Source organism: Pelagibacterium sediminicola, from assembly GCF_003390885.1.
GTDB lineage: Bacteria > Pseudomonadota > Alphaproteobacteria > Rhizobiales > Devosiaceae > Pelagibacterium > Pelagibacterium sediminicola.
Window position 1 is genome coordinate 58,518 of sequence record NZ_QMEL01000007.1, and the last position, 16,666, is coordinate 75,183.

At 63.2% G+C, this 16,666-nt stretch carries 14 protein-coding genes and 1 pseudogene; 4 read left to right on the forward strand and 11 right to left on the reverse strand.

From position 1 onward, the window contains the following. Window positions 1–173: 173 nt before the first annotated feature. The 3 genes from DQG18_RS11960 to hemN all read right to left on the reverse strand — a co-directional run bounded on the left by DQG18_RS11960 (window position 174) and on the right by hemN (window position 3,393). Complete coding sequence (locus tag DQG18_RS11960) at window positions 174–947, reverse strand: metal ABC transporter ATP-binding protein (RefSeq protein WP_116654506.1); 774 nt, start codon at window positions 945–947, stop codon at window positions 174–176. Beyond that, window positions 944–1,909 (reverse strand): metal ABC transporter solute-binding protein, Zn/Mn family, encoded by a 966-nt coding sequence (locus tag DQG18_RS11965; RefSeq protein WP_198669754.1) that lies wholly within the window; start codon window positions 1,907–1,909, stop codon window positions 944–946. Before DQG18_RS11965 ends, DQG18_RS11960 begins: the two co-directional genes overlap by 4 nt. A gap of 134 nt (window positions 1,910–2,043) precedes the next feature. After that, the gene (gene hemN, locus DQG18_RS11970) at window positions 2,044–3,393 is read right to left on the reverse strand and encodes an oxygen-independent coproporphyrinogen III oxidase (RefSeq protein ID WP_116654507.1); all 1,350 of its coding nucleotides are present in this window, start codon (window positions 3,391–3,393) and stop codon (window positions 2,044–2,046) included. 144 nt (window positions 3,394–3,537) lie between these two features. Here hemN and DQG18_RS11975 point away from each other — a divergent pair, with 144 nt between their 5' ends. Next, window positions 3,538–4,275: a Crp/Fnr family transcriptional regulator gene (locus DQG18_RS11975; RefSeq protein WP_116654607.1), complete on the forward strand. Its 738-nt coding sequence runs from the start codon at window positions 3,538–3,540 to the stop codon at window positions 4,273–4,275. Between the two features lie 482 nt (window positions 4,276–4,757). On the opposite strand, the gene DQG18_RS11980 is transcribed toward DQG18_RS11975, so the two are convergent. Continuing rightward, window positions 4,758–5,210, reverse strand: coding sequence for a hemerythrin domain-containing protein (locus DQG18_RS11980; RefSeq protein WP_157970146.1), 453 nt, complete (start codon window positions 5,208–5,210; stop codon window positions 4,758–4,760). A 382-nt stretch (window positions 5,211–5,592) separates the two neighbouring features. Between DQG18_RS11980 and metH the strand changes: the two are divergent. From metH to DQG18_RS11995, 3 genes and pseudogenes are all read left to right on the forward strand, one after another. Then, window positions 5,593–9,270, forward strand: a pseudogene (metH, locus tag DQG18_RS11985) (methionine synthase); the annotation flags it as partial. Between the two features lie 267 nt (window positions 9,271–9,537). After that, on the forward strand, window positions 9,538–10,431 hold the full coding sequence (gene folD, locus DQG18_RS11990) for a bifunctional methylenetetrahydrofolate dehydrogenase/methenyltetrahydrofolate cyclohydrolase FolD (RefSeq protein ID WP_116654510.1): 894 nt from the start codon (window positions 9,538–9,540) through the stop codon (window positions 10,429–10,431). A 71-nt stretch (window positions 10,432–10,502) separates the two neighbouring features. After that, window positions 10,503–11,135 (forward strand): trimeric intracellular cation channel family protein, encoded by a 633-nt coding sequence (locus DQG18_RS11995; RefSeq protein WP_116654608.1) that lies wholly within the window; start codon window positions 10,503–10,505, stop codon window positions 11,133–11,135. Window positions 11,136–11,145: 10 nt separating this feature from the next. Here DQG18_RS11995 and DQG18_RS12000 read toward each other — a convergent pair whose 3' ends face one another. From DQG18_RS12000 to DQG18_RS12035, 7 genes are all read right to left on the reverse strand, one after another. Beyond that, window positions 11,146–11,433, reverse strand: coding sequence for an addiction module antidote protein (locus DQG18_RS12000; protein ID WP_116654511.1), 288 nt, complete (start codon window positions 11,431–11,433; stop codon window positions 11,146–11,148). Window position 11,434: 1 nt separating this feature from the next. Then, window positions 11,435–11,722 (reverse strand): type II toxin-antitoxin system RelE/ParE family toxin, encoded by a 288-nt coding sequence (locus DQG18_RS12005; RefSeq protein WP_116654512.1) that lies wholly within the window; start codon window positions 11,720–11,722, stop codon window positions 11,435–11,437. A gap of 66 nt (window positions 11,723–11,788) precedes the next feature. Then, on the reverse strand, window positions 11,789–12,928 hold the full coding sequence (locus DQG18_RS12010) for a succinylglutamate desuccinylase/aspartoacylase family protein (protein WP_116654513.1): 1,140 nt from the start codon (window positions 12,926–12,928) through the stop codon (window positions 11,789–11,791). Window positions 12,929–12,932: 4 nt separating this feature from the next. Beyond that, on the reverse strand, window positions 12,933–13,685 hold the full coding sequence (locus DQG18_RS12015; RefSeq protein WP_116654514.1) for an ABC transporter permease: 753 nt from the start codon (window positions 13,683–13,685) through the stop codon (window positions 12,933–12,935). Window positions 13,686–13,688: 3 nt separating this feature from the next. Next, on the reverse strand, window positions 13,689–14,528 hold the full coding sequence (locus DQG18_RS12020) for an ABC transporter permease subunit (RefSeq protein WP_245958450.1): 840 nt from the start codon (window positions 14,526–14,528) through the stop codon (window positions 13,689–13,691). Between the two features lie 334 nt (window positions 14,529–14,862). After that, window positions 14,863–15,606 carry a transporter substrate-binding domain-containing protein gene (locus DQG18_RS12030; RefSeq protein WP_116654517.1) on the reverse strand — a complete coding sequence of 248 codons (744 nt, stop codon included), beginning with the start codon at window positions 15,604–15,606 and terminating at the stop codon, window positions 14,863–14,865. A 73-nt stretch (window positions 15,607–15,679) separates the two neighbouring features. Then, window positions 15,680–16,447, reverse strand: coding sequence for an ABC transporter ATP-binding protein (locus tag DQG18_RS12035; RefSeq protein WP_116654518.1), 768 nt, complete (start codon window positions 16,445–16,447; stop codon window positions 15,680–15,682). Between the last annotated feature and the right edge of the window lie 219 nt (window positions 16,448–16,666).

The following is a 16,666-nucleotide window of genomic DNA, read 5'->3' on the forward strand; positions in this document are numbered from 1 at the left end:
CGCTGTGTGGCTGACATCGCTGCACCCCTCACCCCCAACCCCTCTCCCACAAGGGGAGAGGGGGGCTCAAGAGCCGAGGAGCCCCGGATACCCTTCTCCCCTTGCGGGAGAAGGTGGGCTTTCGCAAAGCGAAAGGTCGGATGAGGGGTGCTGCGGTGCTTGCAATTGAACATCTACCCCACCTCCCCCAGCACCTTGTCTCGATCCAGCAGCGCCACCTGGCCGCCATAGGCGCGGTGGAGGTTCTGGCTGGTGTAGACTTGCGCCACCGGCCCTTGCGCGATGACGCGGATGTTGAGAATGATCATCCAGTCGAAATAGGTGCGGACGGTCTGGAGGTCGTGGTGGACGACGATCACCGTTTTTCCCGCGTCGCGCAGGGCGTGGAGGATGGCGACGATAGCGCGTTCGGTGGTGGCGTCGACCCCGGCCATGGGCTCGTCGAGGAAATAGACGTCGGCATCCTGCACCAGCGCGCGGGCAAGAAAGACGCGCTGCTGCTGGCCGCCGGAAAGCTGGCTGATCTGGCGGGAGGCGGAATCGAGCATGCCGACGCGGGCCAGCGCATCCATGGCCTTTTCGCGGTCTTTCGCGCCGGGGCGGCGGAACCAGCCGAGCTGGCCGTAAAGCCCCATCATCACCACGTCGATGGCGGTGGTGGGAAAGTCCCAGTCGACGCTGGAGCGCTGCGGGACGTAGCCGACGCGGCGGCGCTGGTCCTTATAGGGGCGACCGAGGATGGTGACGTGGCCGGCGGTGGGGCGGACGAGCCCGAGGATGGATTTGATGAGGGTGGACTTGCCCGCGCCATTGGGGCCGACGATGGCGGCCATGACGCCGGGGGGAATGTCGAAATCGATGTCCCAGAGAACCGGGCGGGCGGCATAGGAAACCGTCAGGTCCTCGACGTGGACGGCAAGGCCGGGTTCGTGGAGGGTTTGGCTCATTGGGTGAGGTTCCATTCGGCGGCCCATGGCACGAGCGCTTCGGGGAAGGGCGCGGGCGCCCCGCCAAGGGCTTCGGTGATGGCGCGGGCGTTGGAGACGATCATACCGATATAAGTGCCGTCGGGCGTTCCGGTTTCACCCATGGCGTCGGCAAAGAGTTCGCCGCCGATGGTGACGGCATGATCCTGCTGCGCGGCGGCGTCGATTACGGCCTCGATGGTGCGGCGGTTGATGGTCGATTCAACGAAGATGGCGGGGATGGCGCGCTCGACCAGCAGGCCGGCGGTTTCGCGGATATCGGCGATGGAGGCTTCGGCGGCGGTCGAGATGCCCTGGATGCCCGCTACCTCGATGCCGTAGGCGCGGCCGAAATAGGCAAAGGCATCGTGGGCGGTGACGAGAACGCGCCGGGTTTCGGGAATTGTGGCGAGGCTTTCCTTCACCCAGTCGTGGAGGGCGAGAAGCCGGGCCTGGTAAGCTGTGGCGCGTTCGGCGATGGCCTCGGCGCATTGGGGAGCCTCGTCGGTGAGCGCGGTGGCGATGACGGGGACGGTGCGCGCCCAGAGGGAAACATCCATCCAGACATGGGGGTCGACACCGTAGCTGTCATCTGTGGTCAGCAGATCGGCGGGCGGGACGGCGGCTTCGCTGACGGCAAGGGTCGGGGTGCGCTGGCCGAGGCGGTCGAGAATGTCGGCGAGCTGACCTTCAAGGGTATAGCCGGAATAAAGGATCAGATCGGCACTGCCGAAGGTCTGAACGTCGCGGGCGGTGGCCTGATAGAGATGGGGGTCGATGCCGGGGCCCATGAGCGTGGTGACGGTGGCGCAATCGGCGGCGATGGTCCGGGCGACGTCGCCGATCATGCCGATGGTGGCAACGACATTGGTCTGGGCGTGCGCTACGGCAGGGAGGGCCGCAAGGAGGGCGGTGGCGAGGGCCGCAAGACTCGTGCGCATCATGGGGAATACAATCCTGTTTGATGGAGCTGACTTGCGAATGAATATGACAATCATTCGCAACTTGTCAACGGTTGTTGCGAATGGTTTGCAAGTTTGGGGCAGCGATGGGGTACCGGATTGCCCGGACGCGGCGGCTACACCGCTATCGAATGGCGGGCCGTGCCGGTTTCGAGGTAGGCGTCGAAGATCGCGGCGATGTGGCGGACGAGGGGGCGGCCCCTGGGGGTGACGCGATAGGTGTCGCCGTCGCGGACGAACAGGCCATCGGTGTGGCTGGCGAGGTAGCGGTCGGCGCGCTTGAAGATGGCGCTGGCGTCGGCGCCGAAGCGGGCCGAAAGATCGGCGCGCGACAGGGCGAAATCGCACATTATCCGCTCGATGGCATAGGCGTGAAGGCGATCGGCCGCGGTCAGCGCCACGCCCCTGGCGATGGAGAATCCGCCCGCCTCGATGGCGTGCATGTGGTTGCCGGTTGCGACGGTGTTCTGCGCATAGCCCTGGGGCAACTGGCTGATCGAGGATGCGCCGAGACCGATGAGGGTCTGGGCATCGTCCGTGGTGTAGCCCTGGAAATTGCGGTGCAGCGTACCGGTGCGGGCCGCGATGGCGAGCGGATCGGCGGGCAATGCGAAATGGTCCATGCCGATGGGCTCGAACCCGTTTCCGATGAGAACCGCGGCGGCGGCCTGGGCCTGCTCGAAACGTTCTCCTGCATCGGGCAGGGCGGCCTCGTTGATGAGGCGCTGGTGCTTTTTCATCCAGGGCACGTGGGCATAGCCGAAAAGCGCGATACGGCGCGGGGCGAGTTCAACGACCTGTCTTGCGGTATCGGTGACGCTCTCGACGATCTGATAGGGCAGGCCGTAAAGGAAATCGATGTTGATCGCATCGATCCCGCGGTCGCGCAGGCCATCGACGACGGCGCGTGTCTGCCCGAAGGTCTGGATGCGGTTGATGGCAGCCTGAACGGTGGAGTTGAAGTCCTGGACGCCGAGGCTGGCGCGGTTGAAGCCCGAGGCGGCGATGGCGTCGAGCTTGGGCTGGTCGATGTCGTTGGGGTCGATCTCGATGCTGATCTCGGTGTCGGGCGTGATGGTGAAATGGGCGCCGAGCGCGTCCATCAGGCGCCCGAGATCGGCGGGGGCGAGCATGGTGGGCGAGCCGCCGCCCAGATGGATGGCGCTGGCGGTGAGACGGTGGCCGATGCGGGAGGAAACCAGCGCGATCTCGGCAAGAAGGGACTCGAGATAGGCGGCGATGGGTGCATATTGCCGCACCTGCTTGGTGTGGCAGCCGCAGAACCAGCACATGCGATCGCAATAGGGAATGTGGAGATAGAGCGAGACGGGCCGGTCGGGCGGCAGGGCGGCGAGCCAGCCGGAAAATACCGCCGGCGTTACGGATTCGTTGAAATGTGGGGCGGTAGGATAGCTGGTGTAGCGGGGGACAGGAGCGGAATAGGCTTCGATGAGAGGGTGGCGCATGGACGGTCTCGCAAGATCAGCTTTACCCGTCACAATAGCCTTACCGGGACCGGCCTTCTTTGATTAAGGTCAAGTGCGACGATCGCGCGCCTTATGATCGCGAACGGCAGGTCCTATGTTGGGCAGCGGCGGGAAAGGCCGAGAATGGAAAGACAGGATATCCATAATTCCGACATGCCGGTGCTGTGCCGCAATTGCGAGGTGCGGCACAGGGGGTTGTGCGGCGCGCTCGAGGCGGGGCAGTTGCTGGCGCTTTCCCGGCACACCCAGATGGTGCGCCAGGAGGCGGGGAGCGAACTGATCGCCAATGAGAGCGAAGTGCACTCCTATGCCAATGTGATGCGGGGCGTGGTCAAGCTCTCCAAGATGCTCGAGGACGGGCGCCAGCAGGTGGTGGGATTGCAGTTCGCGCCGGATTTTCTGGGGCGGATCTATGCGCGGCACAACAATTTGACCGCTGAGGCGGCTTCGGACGTGGAACTGTGCCGCATCCCCAAGACCGCGCTCGAAAAGCTGGTGGAAGAATATCCCGAACTCGAACACAGACTGCACGAGCAGGCGCTGCGCGAGCTCGACGAGGCGCGCGACTGGATGGTGACGCTGGGGCGTAAGACGGCGAGCGAGAAGGTGGCGAGCTTTCTGTGGCTGATCGCCACCCATATCGACCCGGTGACCGAGGCGCGGCGGCAGGAAGGGCTGGTCGAGAGCGTGACGTTCGACCTGCCGCTGAGCCGGACCGATATCGCCGATTTCCTCGGGCTGACCATCGAGACGGTATCGCGGCAATTGACCAAGCTGCGCAAGGACGGGGTGATCGAGGTGGTCAACAACCGCACGTTCACGGTGCCCGATCTGGAGCGGCTGGAGACGCGCTGCGGGTAGGCAATCCTGTCCGGATCATCCGGCGGCTGGCGGGCTGGATCACCGCGGGCTCAGCGTAAATTCCCGTGGACGGAATCGCCGCTCTTTCTGTTCGCTTCCCCGGCGAACGCCGGGGTCCATACTTCCTGATCCGCGGTTGCTGAAATTGGAGCATGGGTCCCGGCTTTCGCCGGGACAGCGACTGAGAAAGCAACCGCTTCCGATAAACCTTGGAAGCCTCTAAGAGTGCCTAACAAAACCAGAGATGGCCACGATGGGGTTTGGACGAGTCGGATGCAAGGACAGGCGCGCGGGCGATACCGGGGGTATCGCCAAGCGACTGGACACGGCAGCCGGCCGTCCAGACCCCACCTGCGGCGCGCGGAATTTGTCCATCCGCTGCGTTCCCGCGTTTGCCGATACCTCGGTATCGGCTGCACGCGGCGCCTTGCGGGCTGAACAAATTGCGCGCGTCGTGGCCGTCTCTGGTTTTGTTAGGCACTCTAAGTGTCCTCCTCGAGCAGCGGTACGATGATTTCCTGTTCAAAGGCGATGTGGCGGCGCAGGCCCTCGAAAAAGCCGCGCAGCATGTAGCCGAAGGCGTCGGGAGCGGGGCGGGGGGAGCCGCGACCGTAGGCCATGAGGGCGTCGTGCAGTTCTTCTGAAAAACAGACGTCTTCCATGTGTTCGTATTTGAGCCGCTCGATGCTGGCGGAGATGGCGTGGCGCGCCTCGATTGCCGGAAAGACCAGCCGCTCCTCGAGGTCATGGGCCCGGGAAATAAGCGGGCCGAGGGCGCGGGCGGCGTTGAGGCAGGCGGCGCGATCGACGTGCGAAGGCAGGGAATCGGCGATGGCTTCGAGGGATCGGCAGAGGGCGAGCTGGTCGCGGTGGGTCGCGGTGAGCAGGGCGGCGAGGGTGTCTTTTGGCGCATCTTTGGCAAAAGGACGCTCCATTTCCCTCGTTTGTCGTTCCCGGTGGGTGTCTTGCTCGATGACCATCTGAAACCCTGACGTTTCGCAGCCCTGCCGGGGCAGTGCGGATGCTCATTTAAGACCTGCCGGTCCGCTCATGCCTTGATCCAGGTCAAGATGACCGGTGGGGCGGCTATCGGATGCCTTGAAATGTTGACATAAAGATATCTTTATGTCTTTTTGTTCACTTATCTGCTCGCGGCATATTGGATCAAAAGACATGTGCAATTTACCCGGATGCACGCATGGGGTGCCCGTCCGCTCGGCTGCCGATGAAAGAGGCGGTGGAGGAGCGACGATTGCCGCCGCGCGGCCGGGGGCGATGGCGGCGCGTGATCCTCAGGAGGGCGCGGACGCGCGCTCGGCGCTGGAGGCGGCGGCGCGCGAGCGCATCCTGATCCTCGATGGCGCGATGGGGACGATGATCCAGGGGCACGCGCTCGAAGAAGGGGATTTTCGAGGGACGAGGTTCGCCGATTGGCACAAGCCGCTCAAGGGCAATAACGACCTTCTGGTCATCACCAGGCCCGATCTGATCGAGGACATCCACTTCGCCTATGCCAAAGCGGGCGCCGACATCATCGGGACCAACACGTTTTCGGGAACGACGATCGCGCAAGCCGATTACGGGCTGGAGGCGCTGGCCTACGAACTGAACCTTGAAGGCGCGCGGGTGGCGAAACGCGCGGCGGCGCGGGCCGAGACCGAAGACGGCAAGCGGCGGTTCGTTGCCGGAGCGGTGGGGCCGACCAACCGGACGGCCTCGATTTCCCCCGACGTCAACAATCCGGGGTTCCGGGCGGTCAGCTTCGATGACTTGCGCATCGCCTATGGCGAGCAGATCGAGGGGCTGATCGACGGCGGGGCGGACCTGATCCTCATCGAAACCATCTTCGATACGCTCAACGCCAAGGCGGCGGTGTTTGCGGCCGAGGAGGTATTCGAGAAAAAGGGCATCCGCCTGCCGGTGATGATTTCGGGCACGATCACCGACCTTTCCGGGCGCACGCTTTCGGGGCAGACGCCCACCGCGTTCTGGTATTCGCTGCGCCATGCCAAGCCGTTCACCTTCGGGCTCAACTGTGCGCTGGGCGCCGACGCGATGCGCGCGCATGTGGCCGAGATTTCGGCCATCGCCGACACGCTGGTGTGCGTTTATCCCAATGCGGGGCTGCCCAACGCCTTCGGGCTTTACGATGAGACGCCCGAATTCATGGCCGAGCAGATCGAGGGGTTTGCGCGGGACGGGTTCCTCAATGTCGTGGGCGGGTGCTGCGGGTCGACGCCCGAGCATATTTCCGCCATTGCCGAAGCGGTGTCGAAATATCCGCCGCGCAAGGTGCCCGAGATCGAGCGGCGCCTGCGGCTGTCGGGGCTGGAGCCCTTTACGCTCACCGAGGACATCCCCTTCGTCAATGTGGGCGAGCGGACCAACGTCACCGGTTCGGCGCGGTTCAAGAAACTGATCAAGGCGGGCGACTATGCCACGGCGCTCGACGTGGCGCGCGACCAGGTGGAGAACGGCGCGCAGATCATCGACATCAACATGGACGAGGGGCTGATCGATTCCGAAAAGGTGATGGTCGAGTTCCTCAACCTCATCGCGTCGGAACCCGATATCGCGCGCGTGCCGGTGATGATCGACTCCTCGAAATGGGAGATCATCGAGGCCGGGCTCAAATGCGTGCAGGGCAAGGCGGTGGTCAACTCGATCTCGATGAAGGAGGGCGAGGAGGCGTTCCGCCACCACGCGCGGCTGTGCCGGCTTTATGGCGCGGCGGTGGTCGTCATGGCGTTCGACGAGAAGGGGCAGGCGGACACGAAGGAACGCAAGGTGGAGATTTCCACCCGCGCCTATCGCATCCTTGTCGACGAGGTGGGGTTCCCGCCCGAGGACATTATCTTCGACCCCAACATTTTTGCCATCGCGACGGGGATCGAGGAGCACGACAATTACGGGGTCGACTATATCGAGGCGACGGCCGAGATCATCGCGGCGCTCCCTTATGTGCACGTATCGGGCGGGGTCTCGAACCTTTCCTTTTCGTTCCGGGGGAACGAGCCGGTGCGCGAGGCGATGCACGCGGTGTTCCTCTACCACGCCATCAAGGCGGGCATGAACATGGGGATCGTCAATGCCGGGCAACTGGCGGTTTATGAGTCGATCGATCCCGAACTGCGCGAGGCCTGCGAGGACGTGGTGCTCAACCGGCGGGCGGATTCGACCGAGCGCATGCTGGACCTGGCCGAGCGCTACAAGGGGACGGGCGCGGAAGCGCGGGAAAAGGACCTCTCCTGGCGCGAAAAGCCGGTCGAGGAACGGATTTCCCACGCGCTGGTCAACGGGATCACCGAATATATCGTCGCCGACACCGAGGAAGCGCGGCAAAAGCTTCCCCGTCCGCTGCATGTGATCGAGGGCCCGCTGATGAACGGGATGAACATCGTCGGGGATCTGTTCGGTTCGGGCAAGATGTTCCTGCCGCAAGTGGTGAAATCGGCGCGGGTGATGAAGCAGGCCGTGGCCTATCTGCTGCCCTTCATGGAGGCGGAGGCCGATGGCGCGCGCCAGAGCGCGGGCAAGATCCTGATGGCGACGGTCAAGGGCGACGTGCACGATATCGGCAAGAACATCGTGGGCGTAGTGCTGGCCTGCAACAATTACGAGATCATCGATCTGGGCGTGATGGTGCCCTCCCAGACGATCCTTGAAACGGCACGGCGCGAAAAGGTGGACGCGATCGGGCTTTCGGGACTGATCACGCCGTCGCTCGACGAGATGGCGCATGTGGCCGCCGAAATGGAGCGCGAAGGGTTCGACATTCCGCTGCTGATCGGGGGGGCGACAACCTCGCGTGTACACACGGCGGTCAAGATTCATCCGCGCTACAATCGGGGGTCGGCGGTTTACGTCAAGGACGCGAGCCTTGCGGTGAACGTGGTTTCCAAGCTGCTTTCGCGCGAAGCGGCCAATGATTACGTCAAGACCGTAAAACAGGAATATGAGCGGGTGGCTGAAAAGCACCGCAGGAGCGAGGCGGCCAAGCAGCGGATGCCGATCGCCACGGCGCGCGCCAACGCGTTCCGGCCTGGCGAAATGTATACACCGCAGGCGCCAAGCTTTCTCGGAACGCGCAGCTATCAGGACTGGGACCTGGGGGAACTGGCGCGCTATATCGACTGGACGCCGTTCTTTCAGGCGTGGGAATTCAAGGGGACATACCCCAAAATCCTCGATGACGAGCGGCAGGGCGAGGCGGCGCGGCAGCTTTTTGCCGATGCGCGGGCCATGCTGGACAAGATCGTCACCGAGAAGTGGTTCACGCCCAAGGCGGTTGTGGGGTTCTGGCCTGCCAACCGGATTGGTGACGATGTGCGCCTTTATACCGATGAGACGCGGGGGGAGGACCTCGCGACCTTTTTCACCCTGCGCCAGCAGCTTTCCAAGTCGGGCGACAGGCCCAACGTGGCGCTGGCCGATTTCGTCGCCGAACCGGGAACCCCGGACTATCTGGGCGGGTTCTGCGTGACGGCGGGGTTCGAGGAAATCGCGATCGCCGACCGGTTCGAGGCAACGCACGACAACTACTCCTCCATTCTGGTGAAGGCGCTGGCGGACCGGTTCGCCGAGGCGCTGGCCGAGCGGATGCACGAGATGGTGCGCAAGGAACTTTGGGGATATGGCGCCGACGAAACCTTCGCGCCCGAAGACCTGGCCGCCGAACCCTATAAGGGCATCCGCCCGGCACCCGGCTATCCCGCCCAGCCCGACCACACGGAAAAGACGACGCTGTTCCGTCTGCTCGATGCGGAAAAAGAGATCGGCGTGCAGCTTACCGAAAGCTACGCGATGTGGCCGGGATCGTCGGTGTCGGGCCTCTATTTTGCGCATCCCGAGAGCTATTATTTCGGGGTGGCGAAGGTCGAGCGCGATCAGGTGGAGGATTATGCGCGGCGCAAGGGCATGGCGGTTGCCGAGGTGGAGCGGTGGCTGGGGCCGGTGCTCAATTATATTCCGGGGGGTGAGAAGGCGGCGGGGTAGGGTTGTTGCCCGGTGTTTGCGGAAATATCGCTGCACCCCTCATCCGACCTTTCGCTTTGCGAAAGCCCACCTTCTCCCTCAAGGGGAGAAGGGTAGCCCGTGTATGCCTCGGCTCTTGAGCCCCCCTCTCCCCTTGAGGGAGAGGGGTTGGGGGTGAGGGGTGCGCGGTGCTCGCCGTTAACGCGGCGGCAAAATGTATACATCCTGCGCTCGACAAGCGCGGTTGAAGCTTCTATTACGCGGAACATCGTGAAGGGGAGATAGATCATGACCGCCACTGTCATCGACGGGAAAACAATTGCGCAGGCGTCTATTGCCGAGGTGAAGGCCGGGACGGAGCGGCTGGTGGCGGAGCGTGGTGTTACCCCCGGTCTTGCCGTGGTGCTGGTGGGCGAGGACCCGGCGAGCCAGGTCTATGTGGCCTCCAAGGGCCGCATGGCCAAGGAATGCGGGTTTCATTCCGTCCAGCACACGCTGCCCGCGACGGTGACGCAGGCGGAACTGACGGCGCTTGTCGAAAAGCTCAATGCGGACCCGGCGATCCACGGCATTCTGGTGCAGCTTCCCCTGCCGGGGAACGCGTTGAGCGAGCGCGAGACCATCGCCGCAATTGCGCCGGAAAAGGACGTGGACGGGCTGCACGACATCAATATCGGGCGGCTGGCCGCCGGGCGGGTGGAGGAAGCGTTCGTGCCCTGCACGCCCAAGGGGTGCATGGTGCTGATCAACACGGTGCGGCCCGAGGGGATTTCCGGGCTCAATGCGCTGGTGATCGGGCGCTCCAATCTCGTCGGGCGGCCCATCGCATCGCTGCTCCAGCACGCCAACGCGACCGTGACCGTTGCGCATTCGCGGACGCGCGGCCTGCCCGACCTCGTGAGGAACGCCGACATCGTGATCGCGGCCATCGGGCGGCCCGAATATGTCAAGGGCGAGTGGATCAAGTCCGGCGCGATCGTCATCGATGTGGGCATCAACCGGATCGATGCGCCCGAGCGCGGGGAGGGCCGCACGCGGCTGGTGGGGGATGTGGAATATGACGGCGCCGCGCTGCGCGCCGGTGCGATCACGCCGGTGCCGGGGGGCGTGGGGCCGATGACCATCGCCATGCTGATGGCCAATACGCTGCGGTCTGCCGAGCAAAGCGTTGTGGGCCGGTAAACCAGTGGCTTGAGCGCCGAGGGGTTAGCCGCCATTCTCCGCCCAGACCGAGTCGGGCCAGGAGAATGCAGATGCTCTTTTATACGATTTTCGTGATTGCGCTGGCGGCGGAGTCGATGACGGCGGCCCTCGCGGCGGGGCGGCGCAACATGGACTGGTTCGGGGTCTGCGTTCTGGGGTGCGTAACCGCGCTGGGTGGGGGCACGACGCGCGACGTGCTTTTGGGACATTATCCGCTGATCTGGGTCGAAGAGCCCGCGCTTTTGCTGGTGACGGTAGCCGCCGCGCTGTTCACCATTGCGGTGGCGCGCTTCATGGAAAAGCTCAGGATGGCGTTCCTCCTGCTCGATGCGCTGGGGCTGGTGGTGTTCACGGTCGCCGGCTGCATGGTGGCCATCGAGATGGGCCAGCCGGTGTTGATCGTGATCGTTGCGGGGATGATCACCGGATGCGTGGGCGGCGTTCTGCGCGACGTCCTGTGCAACGACGTGCCGCTGCTATTTGCGGGCGAGCTTTACGCAACGGTTTCGGCAGCGACCGCGTGCATCTTCTTTTTCGGGTTTCAGGCGGGGGCATCGCAGGAGGTGGCGATGGTCGCGGCGATTGCGGTGGGGTTCGTGCTGCGCCTGTTGGCGATCATCTTCAAGATTGAAATGCCCCGCTTCGTCTATGCGCCGGTGAGGGATCAGTCTTCCAGAAGGTAGCCGTTGCGCCCTATTGCGCGGCGTGAACCGACACCGTGAGGCCAAGACTCCTGAGCACGCCGAGAAACGTCGTCAGCCGCGGGTCGCCATCGGCGCTCAAGGCCTTGTAGAGCCCCGCGCGGGTGACGCCGGCATCTCTGGCGAGTTGGTTGATGCCCTTGGCCCGTGCGACATTGCCGAGCGCGTGGGTGATGAGCTTGGGGTCGCCATCTTCAAAGGCCGCTTCAAGATAGGCCGCGATTTCTTCGGGCGTGTCGAGGAAATCGGCACCCTCCCACCTCGTCGTTTCGATGGCCATGTCAGACCTCCTTTGCCATGTCGATGGCGCGTTTGATGTCCTTTTGCTGTGTGCGCTTGTCTCCGCCACACAGGAGAATGACGATCGTGTTGCCGCGCTTTGTGAAATAGACGCGGTAGCCCGGTCCGTAATCGATGCGAAGCTCGCCGATGCCATCGAAGAATCGTGCATCTCCGAACAGGCCGAGTTCGAGGCGGTCGATCCTGACGCGGATACGGGCCCGGGCGCGGAGATCGCGCAGATTCGAGAACCAATCGAGAAATTCGGCGGTCTGGCGAACTTCGATCATCTGAAAACTATAGTTGACAGTTCCGGGTTTGCCAAGAGGTAGTCAACTATAGTTTACAGCAGAAGATCAGTCTTCCAGAAGGTAGCCTTGGCGTTCCGCCAGCGGTTCGGTTCCAACGATCTTTGCGATGGAGGCGCCGGGCAGGACGTATTTGGACATGCAGCGGGAGATGACGCGGCCGGAGGTGCCTGCAAGGATCGGCGTGCGGGCGGTGAAGGCCTGGGGGCCGTCCAGCGCGATGAGGTCGGCGATGGGCTGGCCTTTTTCGACCCATTCTCCCAACTCGACCCGGTAGGCGAGAAGGCCGGCGCGGTCGACGCGCAGCATCTGTGTTGCCGAAAGGGGGGTGGGTGCAGGGGCGGGTCGGGGCGTTTCGGGCAGGGGCAGGTCGATAAAGCCCTTGGCGATGAAGAAGTTGAAGAGGTTTTCCGCGTCGTTCCTGCCCAGTTCGTCGAAGACGTCATGCTGTCCGCGATATTCGAGGGTCGCCGCGACGCCCGCAAAGGGAATGGGCTTGTCGGGGTGGGCCGCGCGCAGGCGGGTCCAGAGCGTGGGCCACACCTCATCGAACGAACCGCCGCCGGAATCCTCGGCGACGAGCTGGGCGGAAGAGCCCATCCAGTCGGCGAGTTCGGTCAGTTCGGCCATCGATTCCGGGGTGACGAACAGGTGCGGCAGGGCCTCGTTGTCGCAGTGCAGGTCGAGGACGTAATCGGCATCATAGGCCTCGGACATGACGCGGTGGCGGAGCTTCTGCATCGCCGTCTGCGGGGTCTGGGCGTCGAGCCAGGCCTTTACCGCCCCGCGGATCGCCGAGACGTTGGCGGCGGCGTCCATGGTGAGTTTTGGTGCGACGGTCTGGCCGATGGCGGCGAACAGGTCGGGCCAGCGGCGGTTGAAGTTGGTGCCCGAGCGCCCGTCATAGCGGCCCAGATGAACTTCCGATTCGATGCGGCTCATGCCCAGCGGATTGACCATGGGATGGATCGAGAAACGCGCGCGCAGCCGACCTTCGGCATCGGCTTTTTCAAGCAGGGGCAGGAGGTGGTGGATGGCCATGATGCCGGGCTGCTCGTCGGCATGGAGGGCGGCCTGCATATAGACCTTGGTTGCCGCATCGGCAGGGCCGATGCGGAACAGGGTCAACTGGGTGGTGGTGCCGGGGGCATCGGCGGGGATGGTCGTGGTGATGCGTTCAAGGGGCATGAGGCTACCGGATATATTTGGGGCCGAAGCGGAGTTTGGGCTTTGGCGCCTCAATATTCATGTGGCGCATGAGGCGCTCGTGGATGCGTCCGAAAACAAGGAAGATCACAAGGGTGATGGCGAGGAACCAGAGGGCCGCGACCGAAAAGTGCAGCACGGCGTTGTAGTCGCGCTCAAACAGCTCGCGGGCCTTGTTCATGATGTCCTTCTGGTCCCCGATCACCGGCAGGGTGAAATAGACAAGAGCCGTGGCGTGGAACAGGAATACGGCCTCGTTGGTATAGGCGGGCCAGGCGATGCGGATCATGTTGGGCCAGGTGACCGTGCGGAACACCTGAAACGGCGACATGCCAAAGGCGCGGGCGGCTTCGACCTCGCCGCGCGGCACGGTGCGCAGGGCGCCATAAAGGATCTCGCCGGTATAGGCGGTGGTGTTGAACACCAGAACGAGCGGACCGATGAACAGCGGGTTCATCATCAGCCATGAAAGCTCCATGGGCCGCCACCAGACCGGATTCAGCGCCAGCATGATCGAATAGAACATGAAGAACTGGATAAAGAGGGGCGAACCGCGAAAGGCGTAGATGAAGCCCGCGCAAAGATGGGAGACGATCGGGTTTTTCGCGTTCTTTCCCAGGGCAACGAGCAAGGCGAGGCCAAAGCCGACGGGAAGGGACGCCAGTGCGAAATAGATGTTGAACAGCGCGGGACGGGCGAAGGTGGCGATTTCTGCCCAGAAGGTTTCAAGCACAGCCATCGCCTAGCCCTCCACCGGCATGCCGCGCCGCGCCCAGACGTTGAGGCGCTGGAAGGCGCGCTCGGAAATGAACGTGACGATGATGTAAAAGACAAACAGCGCGAAAAAATAGGCCCAGCGCCAGTCGCCATGGACGAGACCGGCCTGCGGGAAATAGTTCGGCGAACCCAACTGGCCAGCCCACCAGACGATATCGGCGACCTGCAGCAGGGAAAGGAGCGAGGTCGCCTTGATGAGCAGCAGCCAGACATTGGAGAGGCCGGGGAGGGCATAGACCCACATCTGGCGGATCTGGATGCGCAACATCACCTGGAGATTGCTCATTCCGTAGGCGCGCGCGGCTTCGATCTGCCCTTTGGGTACCGAGCGCATGGCGCCGTGGATGACGTTGGCGGTGAACGCGCCATAGACGATGCCGAGCGAGACGCAGGCGAGAAAGAGATACTGGTTGGTCGAAAGGAGCCAGTTGGCTTCACGGCAAGGCGGCCACAGAGCCTGGCTGGCGGCGATGGTTTCGGGCGTGCAGACCTGCATCGCCCATATCCATTCCGCGGTCTGCTCGAAAGCGAGCGGGAAAAAAAGGAAGAACAGCACGTCGGGAATGCCGCGCACCATGGAAGTATAAACGTTTCCAATGCCGCGCAGAACGGCAAAGCGCGATGCCCTCAGCACCGCGCCCAGAAGCCCGAAGCCGAGCGCCAGCAGCCCGCCGAGCAGGGCGGCGAGGATGGTGAAACGGAAGCTGGCATACCATTGCAGGTGCTTGCCATTGGTGAGATAGGCAAGCCAGAAGGCGATGTCCTCGCCCACCATGGATGTCAGCCATTGCGGCAAGCTGTCCAAGCAGCAATCCCCCAATATCGGCCCCCGGCAGGCTGTGCCGGAGGCCTAATCGATGGTCGAAAGTCCCGACCTATCCTTACGTCATTGCCCGAATAAACCGGGTGATGACGGGAAAGATGAGATGCGGGCGGTTCGTGCTCCAGATCGTTTCAGATTTTGATGGAAACTGCGCGCTCTGGCGGATGTGGCGGAATCGCCCTGGATTCGGGAATGACATCGGTGTTTTTGGCATTGAACCTTTTTCCAATGTCACCCCGGGATATGTTCCCGGGGTCCAGTGCGATATAACCGCAATCGCTGTTTCTTGCGCGTTTCCTTCAAATGCCGACGTGCTCTAGAACGTGCTGCCGTCCTCGCCGAACCACTCGATGATCAGTTCGTTGACGGTGCCATCGGCCTTGAGCGCGTCGAGGGCTTCGTTCCAGGTGGCGATGAGGTCGGTGTCTTCCTTGCGGAGCCCTGCACCGACGCCGCCGCCGATGACGATGCCGTCGCCGACCAGCTCGAAGGCACCCTGAGCGCCGCCCGCGACGCTTTCAAGAAAGCTTCCGTCGGCGAGGATGACATCCACGTTACCAGCGGCCAGATCGGCGATCGACTGATCGGGGTTGGCGAACTGGACGACGGTATTCCCCTCGGCGAGATTCTCTTCGATATATGCAGCCTGGATGGTGTTGCTCTGCACCCCTATACGCACGCCCGAAAGGTTTGAGACATCGATGTCGCTGCCGGTCATGACGATGAAGCGGGCCGGGTCGGACGGGTAGTATTCCTGGCTGAAGTCGATGGTCTGCTTGCGTTCCTCGGTGACAGACATGCCGGCCATGATGACGTCATAGTTGCCCGCGAGCAGGTTGGGAATGATCGAATCCCAGTCGTTCTGGACCCACTCGCATTCGAGGCCGGCCTGCTCGCAGATGGCGTTGCCGAGATCGATTTCGTAACCGGCGAGTTCGCCCGCGTCGTTGACGATGTTCCAGGGCGCGTATGCGCCTTCGGTGCCGATGCGCACAGTCTGTGCCTGAGCGGCGGTGGACAGGACTGCCAGCGCGGCAGCGGCGAGAATCACCTTGTTCATTTTATTGCTCCTCGAAAGCGTGTGGTTGGTGAGAGAACCGGAACTCCCTTCGCATGATGGCATCTCGTTCCGGCTAGGCGTGACCGGCGGCGCTCAGAAACTGGCGCAGGCGGTCGGATCTGGTGTTGCCGAATACCTCCCCGACGGTGCCTTCCTCCTCGATGCGGCCCAGATGGAGGAAGACGACCTTGTCGGAGACGTCGCGGGCGAATTTCATGTCGTGGGTGACCAGGAGCATGGTGCGGCCCTCGTCGGCCAGCATCTTGATGACGCGCAGCACCTCGACCTCGAGTTCGGGGTCGAGCGCGGAGGTCGGCTCGTCGAACAGCATGATCTTGGGGTTGATGCACAAGGCGCGCGCGATGGCGGCGCGCTGCTGCTGGCCGCCCGACAACTGGGCGGGAAAGGCGTTGGCCTTGTCGGCGATGCCGACCTTTTCGAGGAGGTCCATGGCCTGGGCGTGGACTTCGCCGGAGGGGCGGCGCTGGACGCGCAGGGGCGCTTCCATGACGTTTTCGAGAATCGTCATGTGCGACCAGAGGTTGAAGGACTGGAAGACCATGCCAAGCTCGGACCGGATGTGGCGGAGCTGGTCGGGATTGGTGGGACGCCGGTGAGCACCTTCGGGAGACAGCGCGATCTGCTCGCCATCGATGCTGACCGAACCCGCATTGGGCACTTCGAGCATGTTGATGCAGCGCAGAAGCGTCGATTTTCCCGAGCCCGAGGACCCGATGAGCGAAACGACATCACCGGCTTTCGCCTGGAGCGAAACGCCTTTCAGAACTTCAAGTTCGCCAAAGGACTTGTGGATGTCCCTGACCTCTAGGATTGGCATCATTACGCCCGGATACGCCCCTTGCTGCGATTCACACAGGATCGTTCCGGCGGTGGCCAGAACGCAAAGCCCGAAGAAACCAGAAGTTTGCCAAATTAAAAAGCAAAAAAGCCCCTTGTGCGCATATACGCGGCATTTTTGCGTGGACTGAGCGGATCGGAAGGGGAAATTCGCACCGCTGGCATGAACTCATCGTCAACGCTTTGGCGCTAGGGTGGGGCA